The sequence below is a fragment of the Pseudomonas sp. ADAK7 genome (genome assembly GCF_012935675.1).
In the GTDB taxonomy this organism is placed as follows: Bacteria; Pseudomonadota; Gammaproteobacteria; order Pseudomonadales; family Pseudomonadaceae; genus Aquipseudomonas.
This window is the reverse complement of the sequence record NZ_CP052861.1, coordinates 5,048,508-5,066,429: the sequence shown is the minus strand read 5'-3', so window position 1 is coordinate 5,066,429 and position 17,922 is coordinate 5,048,508. Positions and strand designations below refer to the sequence as shown.

General features: G+C 60.3%; 10 protein-coding genes. 1 reads left to right on the top strand and 9 read right to left on the bottom strand.

Annotated elements, in window-relative coordinates; all coding sequences use genetic code 11:
• Positions 1–101: 101 nt before the first annotated feature.
• Positions 102–1,397, top strand: a complete 1,296-nt coding sequence (gene gbcA, locus HKK53_RS23225) for a glycine-betaine demethylase subunit GbcA (protein WP_169372754.1) — start codon at positions 102–104, stop codon at positions 1,395–1,397.
• Positions 1,398–1,457: 60 nt separating this feature from the next.
• Here the strand turns inward: gbcA and HKK53_RS23220 are convergent, their stop codons facing one another.
• From HKK53_RS23220 to dgcA, 9 genes are all read right to left on the bottom strand, one after another.
• A complete protein-coding gene (locus HKK53_RS23220) occupies positions 1,458–3,110 on the bottom strand; it encodes a hypothetical protein (protein ID WP_169372753.1) in 1,653 nt (550 codons plus the stop codon).
• Positions 3,111–3,277: 167 nt separating this feature from the next.
• Positions 3,278–4,522 (bottom strand): metallophosphoesterase family protein, encoded by a 1,245-nt coding sequence (locus HKK53_RS23215; RefSeq protein WP_169372752.1) that lies wholly within the window; start codon positions 4,520–4,522, stop codon positions 3,278–3,280.
• Positions 4,523–4,549: 27 nt separating this feature from the next.
• Entirely contained in the window at positions 4,550–6,409 is a 1,860-nt protein-coding gene (locus tag HKK53_RS23210; protein WP_169372751.1) for a hypothetical protein, read from the bottom strand.
• 120 nt (positions 6,410–6,529) lie between these two features.
• Positions 6,530–9,985 carry a GMC family oxidoreductase N-terminal domain-containing protein gene (locus HKK53_RS23205; protein ID WP_169372750.1) on the bottom strand — a complete coding sequence of 1,152 codons (3,456 nt, stop codon included), beginning with the start codon at positions 9,983–9,985 and terminating at the stop codon, positions 6,530–6,532.
• A gap of 1,095 nt (positions 9,986–11,080) precedes the next feature.
• Positions 11,081–11,647: a GNAT family N-acetyltransferase gene (locus HKK53_RS23200; RefSeq protein ID WP_169372749.1), complete on the bottom strand. Its 567-nt coding sequence runs from the start codon at positions 11,645–11,647 to the stop codon at positions 11,081–11,083.
• Positions 11,648–11,757: 110 nt separating this feature from the next.
• Complete coding sequence (gene etfB / locus HKK53_RS23195) at positions 11,758–12,528, bottom strand: electron transfer flavoprotein subunit beta (RefSeq protein WP_054044216.1); 771 nt, start codon at positions 12,526–12,528, stop codon at positions 11,758–11,760.
• Positions 12,529–12,543: 15 nt separating this feature from the next.
• Positions 12,544–13,764 carry an electron transfer flavoprotein subunit alpha gene (etfA, locus tag HKK53_RS23190; RefSeq protein WP_169372748.1) on the bottom strand — a complete coding sequence of 407 codons (1,221 nt, stop codon included), beginning with the start codon at positions 13,762–13,764 and terminating at the stop codon, positions 12,544–12,546.
• On the bottom strand, positions 13,764–15,713 hold the full coding sequence (gene dgcB / locus HKK53_RS23185) for a dimethylglycine demethylation protein DgcB (RefSeq protein WP_169372747.1): 1,950 nt from the start codon (positions 15,711–15,713) through the stop codon (positions 13,764–13,766). The genes etfA and dgcB overlap by 1 nt, the downstream gene beginning before the upstream one ends.
• Before the next feature lie 144 nt (positions 15,714–15,857).
• Complete coding sequence (gene dgcA / locus HKK53_RS23180; protein WP_169372746.1) at positions 15,858–17,918, bottom strand: dimethylglycine demethylation protein DgcA; 2,061 nt, start codon at positions 17,916–17,918, stop codon at positions 15,858–15,860.
• Positions 17,919–17,922 lie beyond the last annotated feature (4 nt).

The window sequence follows — 17,922 nt, the reverse complement described above, 5'->3', positions numbered from 1 at the left end:
CACACTCGCCCCACACAACGACAGATTCTTTACACCTTGCGTAGCAAACCGTATCAGCCACTTTTCGCCGGCCTCACAGAAAGGCCTTGAGGATCAAATCGATGGACGTCACCGCAAAAATCAGCCTGGGCGATCCGCTGGAACCCGCACGCAAGGCCACTGCGCAGATGCTGCAAGAGCGCGAGCGCACTTTCTCGCTGCCGCAGCCGTTTTACTCTGACGAGCGGCTGTTTGATATCGACATGCAGGAGATCTTCCAGAAAGAGTGGTTGATCGCCGGCATGACCTGCGAAATACCGGCCAAGGGCAACTACCTGACCCTGCAAGTCGGCAAGAACCCGATCATCGTGATTCGCGGCGCCGACGGCGTGGTGCACGCGTTCCACAACGTTTGCCGCCACCGTGGTTCTCGGCTGTGCACCAGCGAAAAAGGCAAAGTCGCCAAGCTGGTCTGCCACTACCACCAGTGGACGTACGAGCTGGACGGTCGTCTGCTGTTCGCCGGCACCGAAATGGGCGCCGACTTCGACATGAAGCAGTACGGCCTCAAACCGGTGAGCGTGAAAACCGCTGGCGGTTACATTTTCATCAGCCTGTCGGAGAACCCGCCGGCGATTGATGACTTCCTGTCGACGCTGAACCATTACATGGAACCGTACGACATGGAAAACACCAAGGTGGCGATCCAGACCACCTTGTTCGAAAAGGCCAACTGGAAACTGGTGCTGGAAAACAATCGCGAGTGCTACCACTGCAACGCGTCGCACCCGGAACTGCTGAAAACCCTGCTGGAATGGGATGACGTGACCGACCCGCGCGCCGATCAGGCGTTCAAGGACCACGTCGCCGCCTCCGCCGCTGCCTGGGAAGCCGAGAAGATTCCTTACGCTCACGCCAGTTTCGGCCTGCGTAACCGTATCGTGCGCATGCCGCTGCTCAAGGGCACCGTGTCGATGACCCTCGACGGCAAACAGGGCTGCGCCAAACTCATGGGCCGGATCAAGAACCCGGACCTCGGTTCGATGCGCATCCTGCACCTGCCGCACTCGTGGAACCACTGCATGGGCGACCACATCATCGTCTTCACCGTGTGGCCGATCAGCGCTCAGGAAACCATGGTCACCACCAAGTGGATCGTGCACAAGGATGCCGTCGAAGGCGTGGATTACGACGTCGAGCGCATGCGTAAGGTCTGGGACGCAACCAACGACCAGGATCGTCGCCTGGCCGAAGAGAACCAGCGCGGGATCAACTCCACGGCTTATCAGCCAGGGCCTTACTCCCAGACTTATGAGTTTGGCGTGGTGAATTTTGTGGATTGGTACAGCGAGCGGTTGTTGAACAACCTGGGGGCTGAGCCGGCGGCTTACCTCAAGGGCGTGCCGGTTCAGGGCTGAATCGTCTGACAAACCCCCGTCGATCATTACGATCCACGGGGGTTTGTTTTTTGCGTTGGTTTAAGGCTGTTGCACTCTCATGCTCGATACCTTGCCATCCAGTTGACTGGAAGAGCCGCCGCGGGTAATCCGCCACGAGCCACCGTCATAGTTGCGTTCGAAACTTCCCACCACCACGGGCTGAGTAATGTCACGCAGGACATCCACTCGCGCATACCCCTGGTTCCGATTCTGGTCCCAATTGCCGTAGACACTGAAACTGGTGCCCGCCTTGGCCCGCAGAATTCTGGCGGATTTGGCTTCGTCATTTTTGCAGGCATTGCCCGATTTGAAGTTGAAGTTGGCGCTGTGAGCCAGGCTTACCGTGCAGACAATGTTCTGACCGGCGCCGTTGCCTTCATACAACACGACACTGGCATCGGAAAAATCGGCCGGTGTCTTGCCTACCGAAATCCGCGACACTTTGCCATCCAGGCCGTTATTGCGGACATAGGTCAATTTGAAATCAGCGTCCTCGTATTGGGTTTCAAACGTTCCTACCACCACCGACTCGTGCAAACCGATATCACGTTTAACATCGATAAAGGCGTGGTCATCTTTCGGATCACCGCTGGACGAATCATAAACGGCAATGCGTGTCCCCTTAGCCACCCCACGCAATTTCAAGGACCTGGCTTCATCATTTTCACAGCCGTGTGCCGGCAGGCTGAAGTTATAGTCTTTGCCCGCCGGAATAACGCAGGTCGTATCACCGGCCGAGTTGGCCTGATTCTGTTCGTAGAAGTAGTAACCCCCCTGGGTCAGCGCGGCCGCATAGGGAAACGTGTCGCCGCGATGGTTGTAATCGATGGCAAGGAAGTTCGGCGCCGTGCGTTTGCCAAACACGGCGGCACAATGGCTGTCGACGCGTCGCTCCAGGTAAGTCAGGTTGTTATCCACATCGCCAGCGTGTGCGGCATTTTTTTCGAAGCTATGAAACTGATTCATGACGAACAATCGCGGCCACGGGGAGAAACCGTTCACCGCTACCGTCGGGGTGTAAGAGTTCCAGCGCGACGGACAACTCCAATCATGCTTGAGGGTGGTTGCACCCAGGTCCCAGTAATTCTGGTTCTCCCATTGACTGTCCTTGAGCAGGTTGATCGTTTTGCCGTTGCTGACGTACTCGCCCGGATGACCATCGGTCAGCATGATCAGGCGCTTGCCGCTGCCGATGATCTGCTGAAGGGTTGGCCAGGACCGCGAGCCGGAATAGGCCCGTGGGTCAAACATCATGTCCGCCAGGCCCGGCACGGCATCGAATGCCCTGTTGAGGACATCCCTGCCGACGTAATTTTCGAGTGTCACAGTGACCACGGCATTGGGATTACTTCGCAAGAACGGCAGGAATACAGTGTTCAATGCGTCAGCGAACTTCATGTCCGTTCTCGTAGAACACTTCCAGGTGTCCAGGGTATGACACAAATAAGCGGTTGGGGTGCTATCCAAATTGCCCAGATGCAAGTCCAGCATAAAACCCCGAACACCTCGATTAAGTTGTTCACGCATTTCATCCAGAAAACCGTTATGCGCCATCACCCAAGTGTATTCGTTAAAGGGTTTGGTAAAGTCCGTAATACCCGGTGCTGTTTCTGCCGCCGACACGGAGTGCGAAGCGAGCACAGGCGCAGCGAGAATGGCGGACAGCAACGCCAGTTTTTTAAAGTTAAGCATTATTAATCTTCCATGATAATGAGCCCGGCAACTAATATTGAATCCAAGACCGGGACGCCATTAACTGAAAAACTAACTTTTTAGAAAACCATTAATAATTATCCAAATATATCACCCATAAAAAATGCGCTCAAAAAGAGCGCATTTTATTCAAGCCAACGACTGAGTCAGTTCGAACTCCATCGAACTTTTCCGTTCTCCCCGATAAAGGTTTCGATAATATTTTCGCCGACAAGCTGCACTTTCACATAACCATTCAACACCCGATCCGGATACGCCTCATCTCCGGCATTCTCGGTTTCCGACCACAACACCCGCGAATGCCCGTTCAGTTCGCTCGCGTTGCCATATGGAATCGCCCCATGCCCGGCGCAGCGCGCATGCAGCCCGCCCTGAGCGGCGTAGCAGATGCCGTTGTGCAAATGCCCCCAGTACCAATAATCCGGCTCACGCCCCAAGGCGTCGCACACCGTTTGATACAGAGCGGTCTTGTTGTGCCCGGAAATATCGAAGCCCTGGTGATGGCTGAGCACCATGATCTTCTTGCGCTGGGGCAGCTCTTTCATCCAGGCGATCTGCTCTTTGTTGAGCGTGCCGTCCATGTACAGGTTGATCGCGTCCGAGGCGTACGCGCTGTCGAGCCCGACCACCAGCCAGTCATCGTTGTACAACGCGAAATAACTGGTGCCCTGCTGCGTCGGGAAGCGCTTGGCCAGTTCCTTGTAATAGCCATGGGCGCCGCTGTACATCTCGTGATTGGAGTTGAGGGTGAACGAGCCGTGCTTGCCCATCGGCCAACCGACCATGTCGACGTCTTCCTGGGAGTGGGTGCCGGCGTAATACACATCGCCCAGGTGAATGGTGAAATCGGCCTGGGCCAGTTGCATCTGATTGGCCACCGCCACCGCCGGGGCATGGCTGTCGAACGGCCCGGTGCCCCAGTCGCCGGCAATCGCCAGGATCACGTCGCTGTCCATTTTCATCAGCGCCGGGGTGGTGGCGAATGGCGCGTGATGGCGCAGGTTTTCGATCCACTTCAGCAGCGCTTCGCTCCACAGCAAATCCAGCAGTTCCCATTTGCGACAGCCGAGCAAACTGCCGTCCTTGAGCACCCGGGTTTGCAACTCGTCCACCGATTGCGGCAAGGGCGTGGCGTTGCCGATGTGCAGAATCGACAAGCCGTGGGACAACTCCCACGGCACGCTCGGTTCATCGTCCGGCAGATCGCCGTGCTTGAGCACGTATTGCGCCTGGTCGTGACCGCGTTGCAGCAACGCGACAATGGCTTCGAATTCCTCCGGTTCAAGCTCGCTGACGAGTTTCTTCCACGACATTTCCAGCCGCGTGAACAACCCGTGCAGGCGCAGCTTGACCTTGTCGTACTCATGTTCCCAATGACTGACTAATGACATGTTGGCCTTCCTCCATCCGTAGTGGGATCACAGGGTTTTCATGAATTCGATGAGCGCCCGTTTATCGATGTCCGACAGTTGCGTGCCATACAGGTGGCCGCTGTTGTGGTTGCCCTCAAGCCGGGTGTCGTATTTGAAACCGCCCGGGATTTGGGTGGTGGTGACGAAGCCGACTTTCTGTTGGTCGTAGACGTCGGAGCCGGTGAAGAACACCGGCGGCCGCTGTTCCGGTGGTTGCAGCAAATCCCACAGCGTCGGCACCGAACCGTTGTGCAGGTAGGGCGCGCGCATCCAGATGCCGTCGGTGGGGGTGTTGCTGTAGCTCTGGGTCTTGCGATACGCGTTGAAGTCGAACGGCGGTTTCTTGAAGCCGTGGAATGCGGTCACCAGACCGGTGGTGAACGAGTCCAGGCGATGGGGATCGGTGCCCAGTTCTTCAATGTTGGTGGTGACCTGCCCGGTGTCGGTGCGGCCGAACTCATGGCAACCGGCGCAGTTCTTGTCCCACACCGGTTTGCCCTGGGCGACCTTGGCCTGATCCAGCGCCCACGGCCACGCCGGCGGTTTGGTACCGAGCAGCCAATTGGTCACGCGATTGAAGCTTTCCGGCAATACCGACTCCGGCGTCGCGCCCACGGCCATGGCCGCCGCGTAGTTGCGTTCGTGGATGTCGTTATTGTTGCCGTCCCAGTGCAGGTACAGCGATTCCCGGGGCTTCTGGTTCCAGACTTGCGGCAAGTCGACGGTGCCGATGGTCGAGTCATCCGGGAAGCCGAACACCACCATTTTGGTCGGGTTGAAGGTGTCGGTGCGGCCCGGCCCTTGGGGAGGACGCAGCTTCTGCCAGGCGTAGGCCTGTTTCTGTTTCAACAGCGCGCTCTTGGCCATCGGGATGATCAGGTAGCGGTTGTAAATCCGCTCGAAAAAGCCGAGCTGGAACTTGCTGTTGATCGCCGTCATCACCGCGTCGGTGGTGAATTTCGGGTCGCTGGCGCAATCGTAGGCAAACCATTGGAACGCTTGCAGTTGCAGGGTGTTGGCCGGTGCCGTGGCCACTGTTTTGGCGACATCGCTGGCATTGGCGCGGTAGGAACCGGTGTGGCACAAGGCACAGTTCGGCTCGACGGTCGGGTAGCCGATCTGTCGCTTGGCCATGCCGACGGGCAGGTCCTTGCCGTTTTCGAAGAGGAAACCGAAGACTTCATAGCCACCGGGTTTCGGCAGTTTCTCCGGGCACATCTGCGGCAGTACGGCGAACAGGTAATAGGGGATGCGCGCTTCGATGCCCAGGCCGATGGCGGCGTATTTGTAGTGGTCTTCGTCGGAGGCATATTTCTCCGCCGGCACCACTCGCAGCATTTGGTACCAGGTTTCGTAGCCGATAAACCCGAGCAGCAACACCACGATCAGTGTTCCGACCTTGAAGCCGTGGCTTTGCCAGCGCAGCGCCCAACCCGCGCGCCATTCCCGCCAGCCGTCGCACAGCAGCGCCAACGGCCGCGTGGCCGGCGTAGTGCCGAGGTACAGCAGGATCCCGAGGATCAGGAACATGCTCAGGTCGCCGAGGAACATCGGCACGAACACCGTGGCCTGGTTGCTGGTATTGATCAGGTAGATCCAGAACGCCACGGCGATCAGCCGCGACAGCACGCACAACCAGGAATGCACCACGAACCGTGGCGCGTTGAAGCCCGACGGCATGTAGAACACGCTGATGCCCACCAGCAACATGCCGGCGTTTTCCAGCCAGGGATCGGAGAGTTGTGGCGGCAGGCCGAGCATCGACGTCAGCAGCGCCGGGGCAAACAGTGCCGGCAGCGCGAAGAACATATTCATCACGATGCCTAGCCAGATGAAGCGTTGAAACCAGCGGATGTAACTGTCCATTTTTTATCCCCAGATCGTTCCCACGCTCTGCGTGGGAATGCCGCCATGGACGCTCCGCGTCCGCTCTTGTGACGCAGAGCGTCACGGGATGCATTCCCACGCGGAGCGTGGGAACGATCATTACTGGCCGATGGCTGTTTTCTCCAGGTGTTGCAGGATGATCGGGTACACATCGACCACCGCGTCCTTGCCGAACATGCAGTCGATGTGGCCGTAGCCCGGCACCACGTGCCGGCTGTAGCGCTCCGGCCCGTGGACCTTGCACACCCGCTCGTAGGTCTTGAGCGTGCTTTCCGGCAAGTAGCACTGGTTGTCGGCGCCGCTGATGAAACAGATCGGCATGCTCAGCCGGTCGAAGTGCGACATGTAGACATCTTCACCCTTGAAGTTCACCAGATGCCCTTTGCGCACGATCAGCGCCAGGTGCTCGAAGGTCTGCATGTTCGACTCGCCGAACAGTTCGTGCAGGTTGTCGTGCAGGGTTTCGTTGAGGGTGTCGTGGCGATACAGCGAGGCGTACATGAAGGTGATGCGGTGGCACACCGGGTTGGTGCAGTAGCCCTGGGCCTCGATCCGCGCATAGCCGTTGAGGGCTTTGTCGTAGAGCTTGTTGAACCAGTTTTCCTTGTTGTCGGCGTAGGCGGTGAGGGATTTGATCCCGATGGCATCGAGCATCCCCGGCAAGTGCAAACCGGCTTTCAGGCCCGTCGCCGTGGCTACTACGGTGTCCGCCGCAATCTGCGAACAGACCACCGAACGCACGCCTTGCAACCCGGCCAGTAGCGACATGAAGAAGATCGTCGCGCCGTAGCAATGCACCACGCACTGCACGTCTTTCGCTTGGGTCGCTTGCTGGATTTGCGCGATGGCGGCCTTGAAGTCGTACTCGGCGATCTGGTCGCCGTTCCATTCCTTCTTGCTCGCCGGCAGCAGGATGCTCACCCGCAAGTCCAGCAGCCAGACGTCGTACTCGTGCTTGCACAGGAATTCCAGGAGGTTGGTCTGGATGGTGTCGGTGGAGAAGATATTCGAGCCCACACCCAACCCATGCACCAGCATCACCGGGCCTTTGCTGCCGCCCTGATAACGGGTCAGGCGCAACTCAACGTTGTCCTCGGTCTGGAAGAAATGCACGCTCGGTGGCGGCGCATCCAGCGGCCGTTTCAGCCGTGGCGGCGCGTCCGGGTTGAAGTAGATATCACCGGCGAACACCCCGCCGTAACTCTCCCAGAGGATGCCTGCGAAGAACTTGCCGAACCGCGCCAGCCCTTCGATGCGCTCGCGCTCGTTACGCGCATTAAGCACTTTCATGGTGGTCATTTGCTTGGCGAAGTCGGTCGGGTGGATGTGCATCACCCCGGAGCCGAGCACCGCGCCCGTCTTGTCCGGGCCGTTATACAGCGTGACGTAGAGGGTGCTGGTGTCGGGCCAGATATTCAGCACGCCGTTGTCTTCGGGCACGGTTTTGAAGGCGCTGAAGAAATAGTCGTGACCGTCTTCGGCGGTCAGTTTCATGTCGTATTTCATGTGGCGTACGCCGACCTGTTCCTCGAACTGCTCGAACAGGTTGAACACGCCATTGCTGGCGGTCAGCGGTTGCGGCGACAGGCCCGGCGCATTCAATGTGCCGACCAGGGTGGCTGCGTGTTCCGGCTCCTTGATCATGCGATTGAGGTCGTTGGCGGTGATGGTCAGGGTGAACTCGATGGGTGAGTTTTCCGCTTCGCCACGGGTGGCCGCTGCTTCATACAGCTTGAGGTCGGTGCCTTGGGCCTGGGTGAAGTCCTTGGAGAAGTAGCCCTTCATGGTTTCGGTGAACTGCACGCCGAGGGTCGGTGGCGCTACTTGTTTGCGCGGTGCCGACGGTAGCGTGTAGTCGATCTGCCAGCCGCGATCAGCCGCCAGCAGGCCCATGTTGCGTTCGCTGACCGCTGAGATGGTCAGCAGCGGATTGACCGCCAGGGACGTCGGGATCACTGCGCCGTCAGTCACGTACAACCCGGCATACACGTCGGTGCCACTGGCACCGCTGAACACCTGACCCTTGTGGTTGACCACGCCCTGCCCCGCGTCTTCGCCCATCACGCAGCCGCCCAACGGATGGACCGAAACGATGCTGTGCTTGAGCAGCTTGGTCCAGATCGGGTTCTCGACCCAGATCCCGCCCAGCGCCTTGGTGCTCAGGTGCAGGCGCTCGTTGCCGAGTTTGACGTTCTCCTGCTCGCCGACGCCCGGCCAGTCGATGCGCAACTGATCCTTGCTGTCGAGCACCATGCGGCCTTTGCCGTCGTCGTGGCTCATGATCAGGTACGTCTGCATGTTGTGCAGCGCGCCGTAGTACGGGCCCCGAAGGAAGCTTTCGGCTTCGCGCTCCTTGTATTTCAACCTGCCAGTGAAGCTGTCGTCGGTGGCCTTGCCGATCAGCTCGGCGAACCCGGCCATGCTCGGCACCATCGGCCGGCCGAGGGCGCCGGGGATCGAGCCTTCTTCGATGACCATGCGGCTGCGCCAGTCGCCTTCGGTGCGCATGTCGATGATTGAGGTGATGCACGGGCCCACCGGGCTGAGTTCCTTGGCCGGATGCGCGCCGAAACCGATGCCGTTGATCGCTTGTTCGCAGTTGTGGCCGAAGCCGAGGATGTCGCCGTTGCCGCTCATGTTTTCGCCGAGCTGGTTGGAGGTCGACAGGCCTTTGTCCCGGGAGCGCAGGAGGATTTCGGTGGAGCCCAGGGTGCCGGCGGACACCACCACGATGTCGGCTTTGACGAACAGCGTCGGCGCCGAGAACTTTTCACGCCCGCTATCGAGATATTGGAAGTGCACGATCCAGCCATCGCCGTCGCGCTCCAGGTGCCGCACTTCGGCCTGGCAGAAAATCTCCGCGCCGTGGTTCCAGGCGTCCGGCAGGTAATTCATCAGCGTGGTGTTCTTGGCCTTGTTGTTACAGCCCGAGACGCAATCACCGCAGTGGTTGCACGGCAGTTGCTCGACGCCGACGTGGTTGAGGTTGTTCGGCAGTTTGTCGAAGGTCACGTTGATCGGCGGCCGGTAGAAGTGCGCGCCTTGCTTGAGGTAATCCGCCGACTTCTTGTTGGCTTCGAGTTTCGGCAGCACCGGCGAAGTGCTGGGGTACGGCATCGGTTTGAGCATTTCCCGGGCCCGGGCGTAACCGTCCTTGAGCAAGGTGTCGCGATGCTCACGCACCGCCAGCGGCCAGCGCGGATCGTCGAACACGCCGGGCTCCGGCTCCAGGGCAACGTTGGCATTGATCAGCGACGTACCGCCCAGACCGCAACCGACCACCACGTTCTGCTGGGCGTTGACGTGCAAGTCGAACAACCCGGTGCGCGAGCCGATGTGGCCGTCCGGGTCGTGCACCTGCAATTCCTCGGTGGCCGCGATCATGGTGTTGGGGTATTCGCCGGGTTGCATCTCCCGCCCGCGCTCCAGCAGGCACACCCGCTTGCCAGCCCGGGACAGCCGCGAAGCCGCAATCCCGCCGCCATAGCCGGAGCCGATGACGATCACGTCGTAGTGTTCCTTGATGTCGCTGATGGGCGTAGCGATCCGGGTCATGGTTCTTTTCCTTTCAGGCTAATGGGGCAACTCTGCGGTTGCCTGCAATCAATGGACGAACGAACACCTAGCCACCGGGCGAACCCGGCGGCAGCAAGCTGTGTCAGTGCAAAGGTCTGGCGCTATAGACGCGCACGCTGATTGGCGGCCCGGCGATGAATTCGCTTGCGCAGCGAGGTCGCGGCGGCCGGGACGCAGGTCGTGCAGGGAATGGGGTGCGAGCGGTGTGGCTGGCTATCCATCACGCGTTCTCCCTGAACCAGATGTGGATAAGTGGCGGCTGTCCTTTTGTAACTGGTTAGTGAAGACACGCGACAGTTTGAAGTCAAGGCAGTGCCTTAGACCTGTATGAAATCTGATCTATCGCGTTCGGGCCTATACGGGACGTGGCTTGCAAGGTTTAGCGAACAAGTTATCCACATCTCCACCCACAGCTAATGGGGACAAGTCTGGGTTTGGCAGAAATTCTCTTGATAAATAACGAAGAAAAACCGTGACTTATCCAGAAGCAGGGTTTGCGACCGTGATTGGGTGTTTTTTGAACAGCCGCTTGAAAGGCACGGTTTATAAGGCCTGTAGGGGATGGCAAACACCTTATCCACAGAAGCGCCAACAGACTTTGGGGGCAACTTTGGCGGTTCTGTGGAAAACCTGCGCAACGCTTGATAAATCGGGGTTTACGAGAAGTTTTTTGTCTTAAAACGGTGATTTGGTTGTTATTTGATCAGGTGCCTGACAGGGCCGGTTTATATGGCCTGTAGCGGACAGCGAACATCTTATCCACAGAAGCGCCAACAGAGATTGGGTACAAGTATTGGCGCACTCACGAAATTATCCGCGTGAAAAAGCTCGAAAAAACCGTGGGTTACGCTGGTTGTTTTTTGTACGAAGGCTTGCAGGGCTTGATTTGTATGGGGTGTAGCGAGGGGTGAACATCTTATCCACAGAAGCGCTAACAGGGATTGTGCATAAATCTAGAAAATCCCCTGTAGGAGCGAAGCTTGCTCGCGAAAGCGGTGGATCAGGCGACATTGATGTTGGATGTGACGGCCTCTTCGCGAGCAAGCTTCGCTCCTACAGGGGGTTGGCTTGGGCTCATGGGCGATACATCAGATAGGCCTCCCCCGTCACCCGAATCATCGGATGCGGCGTGATTTGGCAGGTATCGACAATCCGAAACCCATGCCGCTCATAAAACCGCCGGGCGCCGGTGTTCACCGCGTAATCGATCAAGCTCAAGCCGTTGAGCCCCAGCTGATTGGCGCGGTCGTAAGCGTAGGCAAGGAACTGTTGCCCCAAACCTTGATTGCGCCAACTTTCGTGCAGCGCCAGGCTCGAGATGTAGAGGGTGTCGGGGATTTCCATCGTCGCGTAGGGCGCCAGGACGGGATCGGTAACCGGCGTGGCCAGCGGGTCGTGACGCATCACGTAGCTGTGCAGCATGCCGATGACCTCGCCCTCGGCTTGCGCGATCAGGCAGTTCTGGTAGGAGAAATCGACATCTTCGCGGGCATAACGACTGGCGCCGACGTCCAATAGATCCTGGCCAGGCTGCGCCAGTTGACTCCAGATGTAATCCGCCGCGCCTTCCGATGAAATCTGAAACAAGCGAGCAATCTCCCGCGCATCCGCGCGCAGGGCCGAACGAAACTCAACGGGCATTACATTCTCCGACAGGATGATGGCGAGCGTGCTTACGCTCTGTGTTTCAGGCAGTCGAGGAGGGACGCGGAGCGTCCCGGGCGGCATTTCCACGCAGAGCGTGGGAACGATCAGCGGACGACGCCTTCTTCGATCAACAGTTTGAGGATGGCTTCTGCGCCGGCCTGCGCCGTCACGCCCTTAAGCACTTGCCCACCGCCACCGCTGGCCTTGGCCGTCGCGGCTTTCATGCGGTCGGCGCCGCTTTTGGCTTTGATCACTTTGAGGCGTTTAGGCCGTGGTTTGGCCGGTTGCAGGGTGGCGACCGCCAGCAGTTCGTCGTCGATGACTTCGACCTCGTCCGCTTGCAATACCCCACGCCGGGCTGGGCCGTAGGCGCTCTGCCGAGGTTTCGGCGCGGCGTTATCCACAGTCGCCAGGAACGGCAGCCGCACTTTCAAGCGACGACGCTGGCCACGGGGCAAGGCTTGCAACACCAGGGCCGAGTTGCCGTCGATGGATTCGACCTGAGCCAGCCCCACTACCAGCGGCCAGCCGAGGCTTTCGGCCAGCAGGAACGGCAACATGCCCGAGCCTTCGCCGGTTTCCGCCTGGCTGCCGGTCAGCACCACTTGGGCCCCGGCGTCACGCAGATAAGCGGTTAGCGCCGGCAGCGCATCGGCGCCTTCCGGCTGTTCCAAGACGTGCAGTTGTTCGAGGCCCATGCCCAAATAGGCCCGCAACGCCGGTTCCGCGACGTCGCCGGCATGCAGCACTTGCAAGTTATCCCCAGCCAGTTGCAGACCCAGTTCCACGGCCCGCGCGTCCTGTTCAGCGCGACGTGGCCGGCCGGAGGTCGGGTGGGCACCGATGGACACCAGGCTGATGACGTTCGTACTCATGACCTTTTCCTTCCCTTAAGCCGCATCGCGCTTGGCGTCGTTGCGATAAGCCGCTATCGCCTCGATCAAGGCTTGAAGAATCTCGGCGCTCTCGCCGATCACCGACAGGTCGGCCCGTTTGATCATGTCGCAGCCCGGATCGAGGTTGATCGCTACCACCTTGTCGCAGGCACCAATGCCTTGCAGGTGCTGGATCGCCCCGGAAATCCCCACGGCCACATAGACCCGCGCGGTGACCCAAGTGCCGGACGCGCCAACCTGACGGTCGCGAGCCATGAAGCCATCGTCCACCGCCACCCGCGACGCACCCTCGGTCGCCCCCAGTGCTTCGGCGGTCCTGTGGAAAAGTCCCCAGTCCTTGACCCCGTTGCCGCCGGAGAAGATGAACTCGGCTTCGGCCATCGGAATCGCCGCCGGGTCCACCGCCACCGCGCCCAGATCTTCGATGCGCGACAGGCTGCGCACCACGGCTGTGGATAACTCCACCGGCAACGCTTCATGACGGGTTTCGCTGACCGGCTCGGCGCATTCGACGGCGGCCAGAATCAAGCGTGCCACTGGCCGGGCAAGGTCTTGCAGGCCTGCACCCGCGCGGCCGATGCACTCCTGATCCTTGACCTGCCAGACTCGCGTGGCCGGGCGTTCGCCCAATGCCGCGGCAAAGCGTCGACCGAGTTCACCACCACCGCTGCGGCTGTCCGGTAGCAACCAATGACGCGGATTGAACTGGTTATCCACAGCCCGCAGACCCTGGACTCGTTGTTCCGGTGCATAACCGTTGAATTCTTCGCCATCGAGCACCAGCAAGCGATCGACGCCTGCGGTGGCGAAAGCGTTTTCCTTGTGTTCGCCGAAGACCACGGCCAACACTGCGCCGTCCTTGCCGGCCAGTTGATGGGCGAGGCCAAGCAAGTCGCGGTCGTGGCTGCTCAAGCGGCCACCGACCATGTCCGGCACCACGCTGATGTAGAACGCCGGTGCCGGCACTTGATGCAGCGGCAATCGCACTTCAACAGCGGCTGAACGTTTAGTCGCCCCGCCCTGCTGCGCGCCACTGCGGTCGATGCGTTTGATGCCATTGGGGCCGATAAACCCGATGCCATGCAGGTTCTTGCGGATGACGCCGTTGGGCCCCATCCAGCTGTGTTGCGCCGGTTGCATCGCCGCGTGCAGCGGGTGCAGACGGTTACGGGCAATCCATTCGGCGCGGGGGTCGCGGCGGATAATGTCGCTCATCAGTGGGCCTCCGCAGGTTCACGTTTGGCCGGAGTGTTTGGCTTGCTCGGTGCTGCGTCTTCGAGCAATGCGTCGGCCACCAGTTCGGCGATGTCCTTGATCAACGGACGGGGTTCGACCACGCCTTCGAGCATCGCCGTGCATTGTGGGCAACCCACGGCCACCAGTTCGGCGCCGGTTTCGCGGATGTCGTCCATGCGCATGTCGGGGATCCGTTGCTTGCCCGGAATGTCAGTGATCGGCGCCCCGCCACCGCCGCCGCAGCAGCGCGAGCGGAAACCGGAGCGTTGCATTTCCTTCACCTCAATCCCGAGGGCGCGCAACACTTCACGCGGCGCCTCGTATTCGCCGTTGTAACGACCGAGGTAGCACGGGTCGTGATAAGTCACGCTGCTGCCTTTGTGCTGGCCGAGGTTCAGCGCACCGGCGCCGATGATCTCGGCCATGTAGGTGCTGTGGTGCTGCACCAGGTAGTTGCCGTCGAAGGCGCCGTATTCGTTTTTCAGCACGTGGAAGCTGTGCGGATCGCAGGTGACGATGCGGTTGAAGCTGTACTTGGCCAGGGTCTGGATGTTGCGCTTGGCCAACAACTGGAACGTCGCTTCGTCGCCCAGGCGTCGGGCCACGTCACCGCTGTCGCGCTCCTCAAGACCGAGTACCGCGAAGTCGACCTTGGCCGCTTTCAGCACTTTGACGAAGGCGCGCAAGGTGCGCTGGTTGCGCATGTCGAAGGCGCCGTCGCCGACCCAGAACAGCACGTCGACTGACTTCTTCTCGCTCATCAGATTCAGGTTCAGATCCGCCGCCCAGTTCATCCGCCCGCCCGGCGCGAAACCGCCCGGGTTGTCGGTGGCGATCAGGTTTTCCAGGACTTCGGCGCCCTTGTTCGGGGTCGCGCCTCGCTCCAGAGTCAGATGGCGGCGCATGTCGACGATGGCATCGACGTGCTCGATCATCATCGGGCACTCCTCGACGCAGGCGCGGCAGGTGGTGCAGGACCACAGAGTTTCCGCGTCTACCAGACCGTTGACGATGGGTTGATGTGGATTGCCGGCGTGTTCGCCAATCGCTTTGCCTGGGTACGGACTGCCGGCGAACTTGGCGTCGGTGCCGCCAGCGAGGCCGACCACCATGTCTTGAATCAGTTTTTTCGGGTTCAGCGGCTGGCCGGCGGCGAACGCAGGGCACGCGGCTTCGCATTTACCGCACTGTACGCAGGCGTCGAAGCCGAGCAGTTGGTTCCAGGTGAAATCCTTGGGTTTTTCCACGCCCAGCGGCGCGGTCGGGTCGTTGAGGTCCAGGGGTTTCAAACCGGTGGAACGGCCGCCACCAAAGCGTTCGGCGCGACGGTGCCAGGCCAGGTGCAACGCACCGGCGAAGGCGTGCTTCATCGGCCCGCCCCAGGTCATGCCGAAGAACAGTTCGCTAACGCCCCACAACACGCCAACGCCGAGAATCGCCGCCACTACCCAGCCGCCGAAGTTTTCCGGGAGGATGCCAGCGACCGGCAGGGTCAACAGGAAGAAGCTCGCCGAGAACGCCAACAGGCTTTTCGGCAACCGCATCCACGGCCCTTTGGACAGGCGAGCCGGTGGGTTGCGACGACGCAGGAACATGAAAATCGCCCCGACGAACATCACCGCCGAGGCGATCAACAGGGCGAAACCGAGAATGCGACTCTGCAGGCCAAAACCGTGGACCAGGATCGCCAGCACAATCGACGCTACCGCACCGCCGGCCGTGGCTACGTGGGTGTTGGCGATGTATTTGTCCCGCGCGACGACGTGGTGCAAATCGACCATGTAGCGCTTGGGCATGGCGAGCAGGCCGCCGATCAGGTCGACCTTCGAGGCCCGGCCCCGGCGCCACATATTCATCCGCCGCAACGCGCCGAGGACAGCCAGGCCCAGGGCAGCGAACAGCAGGATTGGAAGAAGGGTGTTCAACATGTGGAGCTCCCACGGGACTCATTGATCGTTCCCACGCTCTGCGTGGGAATGCCTCACCGGACGCTCTGCGTCCGCTTGCGAATGTGACGCGGAGCGTCACGGCTGCATTCCCACGCGGAGCGTGGGAACGATCAGCTCAGCGACTTAGAAATCCTTGCACAACCGCAGCGCGTCGTAGATCGCCGCGTGGGTGTTGCGCTGGGCCACGCAGTCGCCGATGCGGAACAGCAAGTAGCCGTCACCCGCCTGGCTCAGCGATGGCTGCGGCTTGATCGCGAACAGGGCTTCGATGTCCATCTGGCCCTTGTTGCGCGACGCTTCCTTCAGCGCGTAATAGATTTCTTCGTCCGGACGCACGCCGTTTTCGACGACGACCTGGTCCACCACCCGCTCCTCTTTGGCGCCGGTGTATTCGTTCTCCAGCACCGCGATCAGCTTGTCGCCTTCGCGGTAGACCTTCTCCAGCATCATGTCGCCGGTCATGATCACTTCTTTCGGGTACATGCTGCGGTAGTAGGTCGGGAACGACGTGCCGCCAATCGCTACGCCTGGCTTGATGTCGTCGGTGACGATCTCGACCTGGCTGCCCTTGTCGGCGAGGAAGTCGGCGGCCGACATCCCGGTGAACTCGCAAATGGTGTCGTAGACCAGCACGTTCTTGCCCGGCGCTACTTTGCCGTCGAGGATGTCCCAGCTGCTGACCACCAGGCCTTCCGCCGCGCCCCAGTGTTCGTTCTGCTCCAGGAATGGATGACCGCCAACCGCGAGCACCACCACATCCGGACGCAGGTCGAGAATGGTTGCCGCATCGGCCGCCACGCCCAGGCGCAGGTCGACTTTCAGACGCGCCAGCTCCAGTTGGAACCAGCGCGTGATACCGGCGATCTGGTCCCGTTGCGGGGCTTTCGACGCGGTGGTGATCTGCCCGCCGATAAATTCTTTCTTCTCGAACAGGGTTACGTCGTGGCCCCGCTCAGCGGAGACGCGCGCCGCTTCCATCCCCGCAGGGCCAGCACCGACCACCACAACTTTGCGCTTCACACCGGTCGATTTCTCGATGATGTGCGGCACGCCCATGTATTCACGGGAGGTCGCGGCGTTCTGGATGCACAAAACGTCCAGCCCCTGGTACTGACGGTCGATGCAGTAGTTGGCGCCGACGCATTGTTTGATCTGGTCCACCTGGCCCATTTTGATCTTGGCGATCAGGTGCGGGTCGGCGATGTGGGCGCGGGTCATGCCGACCATGTCGACGTAGCCGCCTTCCAGAATACGGGTGGCCTGATTCGGGTCCTTGATGTTCTGCGCGTGCAGGACCGGGGCCTTGACCACTTCCTTGATACCAGCGGCCAAGTGCAGAAATGGCTCCGGTGGATAACTCATGTTGGGGATAACGTTGGCCAGGGTGTTGTGGGTGTCGCACCCCGAACCCACGACGCCGATGAAGTCGATCATGCCGGTGTCGTCGTAGTACTTGGCGATCTGCTTCATGTCCTCATGGGACAAGCCATCCGGGTGGAATTCATCACCGCACAGACGGATGCCGACGCAGAAATCCGGGCCGACTTCTTTGCGAACAGCTTTAAGGACTTCCAGGCCGAAACGCATGCGGTTTTCGAAGCTGCCGCCCCATTCGTCGGTACGTTTGTTAACCCGTGGGCTCCAGAACTGGTCGATCATGTGCTGGTGCACCGCCGACAGCTCGATACCGTCCAGGCCACCGGCCTTGGCCCGCGCTGCGGCGCTGGCGTAGTTGCCAATCACCCGCCAGATTTCTTCCGGTTCGATGGTTTTGCAGGTCGCGCGGTGCACCGGTTCACGAATGCCCGACGGCGACAGCAGGGTTGGCCAATGCTCGCCGTCCCAGCGGGAACGACGGCCCATGTGGGTAATCTGGATCATGATCTTGGCGCCATGCTTGTGCATGGCATCGGCCAGGTTCTGGAAGTGCGGAATGATCCGGTCGTCAGCCAGGTTGACCGACTTCCACCAGCCTTGCGGGCTGTCGATGGCCACGCTGGAAGAACCGCCGCAAATCGCCAGGCCGATCCCGCCCTTGGCTTTCTCTTCGTAATACTTGACGTACCGGTCGGTGGTCATGCCGCCGTCGGTGGCATAGACCTCGGCGTGCGCGGTGCTGAGCACGCGGTTGCGGATGGTCAGTTTGCCGATCTGGATCGGCTGGAACATTGCTTCGAAAGCCATGGCG

What these genes read in the sequence shown, in the direction of transcription:
- etfB (WP_054044216.1), bottom strand. Translation starts at nt 12,528, where the DNA reads ATGAGTACGAACGTCATCAGCCTGGTGTCCATCGGTGCCCACCCGACC.
- HKK53_RS23220 (WP_169372753.1), bottom strand. Translation starts at nt 3,110, where the DNA reads ATGCTTAACTTTAAAAAACTGGCGTTGCTGTCCGCCATTCTCGCTGCG.
- dgcA (WP_169372746.1), bottom strand. Translation starts at nt 17,918, where the DNA reads ATGGCTTTCGAAGCAATGTTCCAGCCGATCCAGATCGGCAAACTGACC.
- HKK53_RS23215 (WP_169372752.1), bottom strand. Translation starts at nt 4,522, where the DNA reads ATGTCATTAGTCAGTCATTGGGAACATGAGTACGACAAGGTCAAGCTG.
- HKK53_RS23205 (WP_169372750.1), bottom strand. Translation starts at nt 9,985, where the DNA reads ATGACCCGGATCGCTACGCCCATCAGCGACATCAAGGAACACTACGAC.
- HKK53_RS23200 (WP_169372749.1), bottom strand. Translation starts at nt 11,647, where the DNA reads ATGCCCGTTGAGTTTCGTTCGGCCCTGCGCGCGGATGCGCGGGAGATT.
- HKK53_RS23210 (WP_169372751.1), bottom strand. Translation starts at nt 6,409, where the DNA reads ATGGACAGTTACATCCGCTGGTTTCAACGCTTCATCTGGCTAGGCATC.
- gbcA (WP_169372754.1), top strand. Translation starts at nt 102, where the DNA reads ATGGACGTCACCGCAAAAATCAGCCTGGGCGATCCGCTGGAACCCGCA.
- etfA (WP_169372748.1), bottom strand. Translation starts at nt 13,764, where the DNA reads ATGAGCGACATTATCCGCCGCGACCCCCGCGCCGAATGGATTGCCCGT.
- dgcB (WP_169372747.1), bottom strand. Translation starts at nt 15,713, where the DNA reads ATGTTGAACACCCTTCTTCCAATCCTGCTGTTCGCTGCCCTGGGCCTG.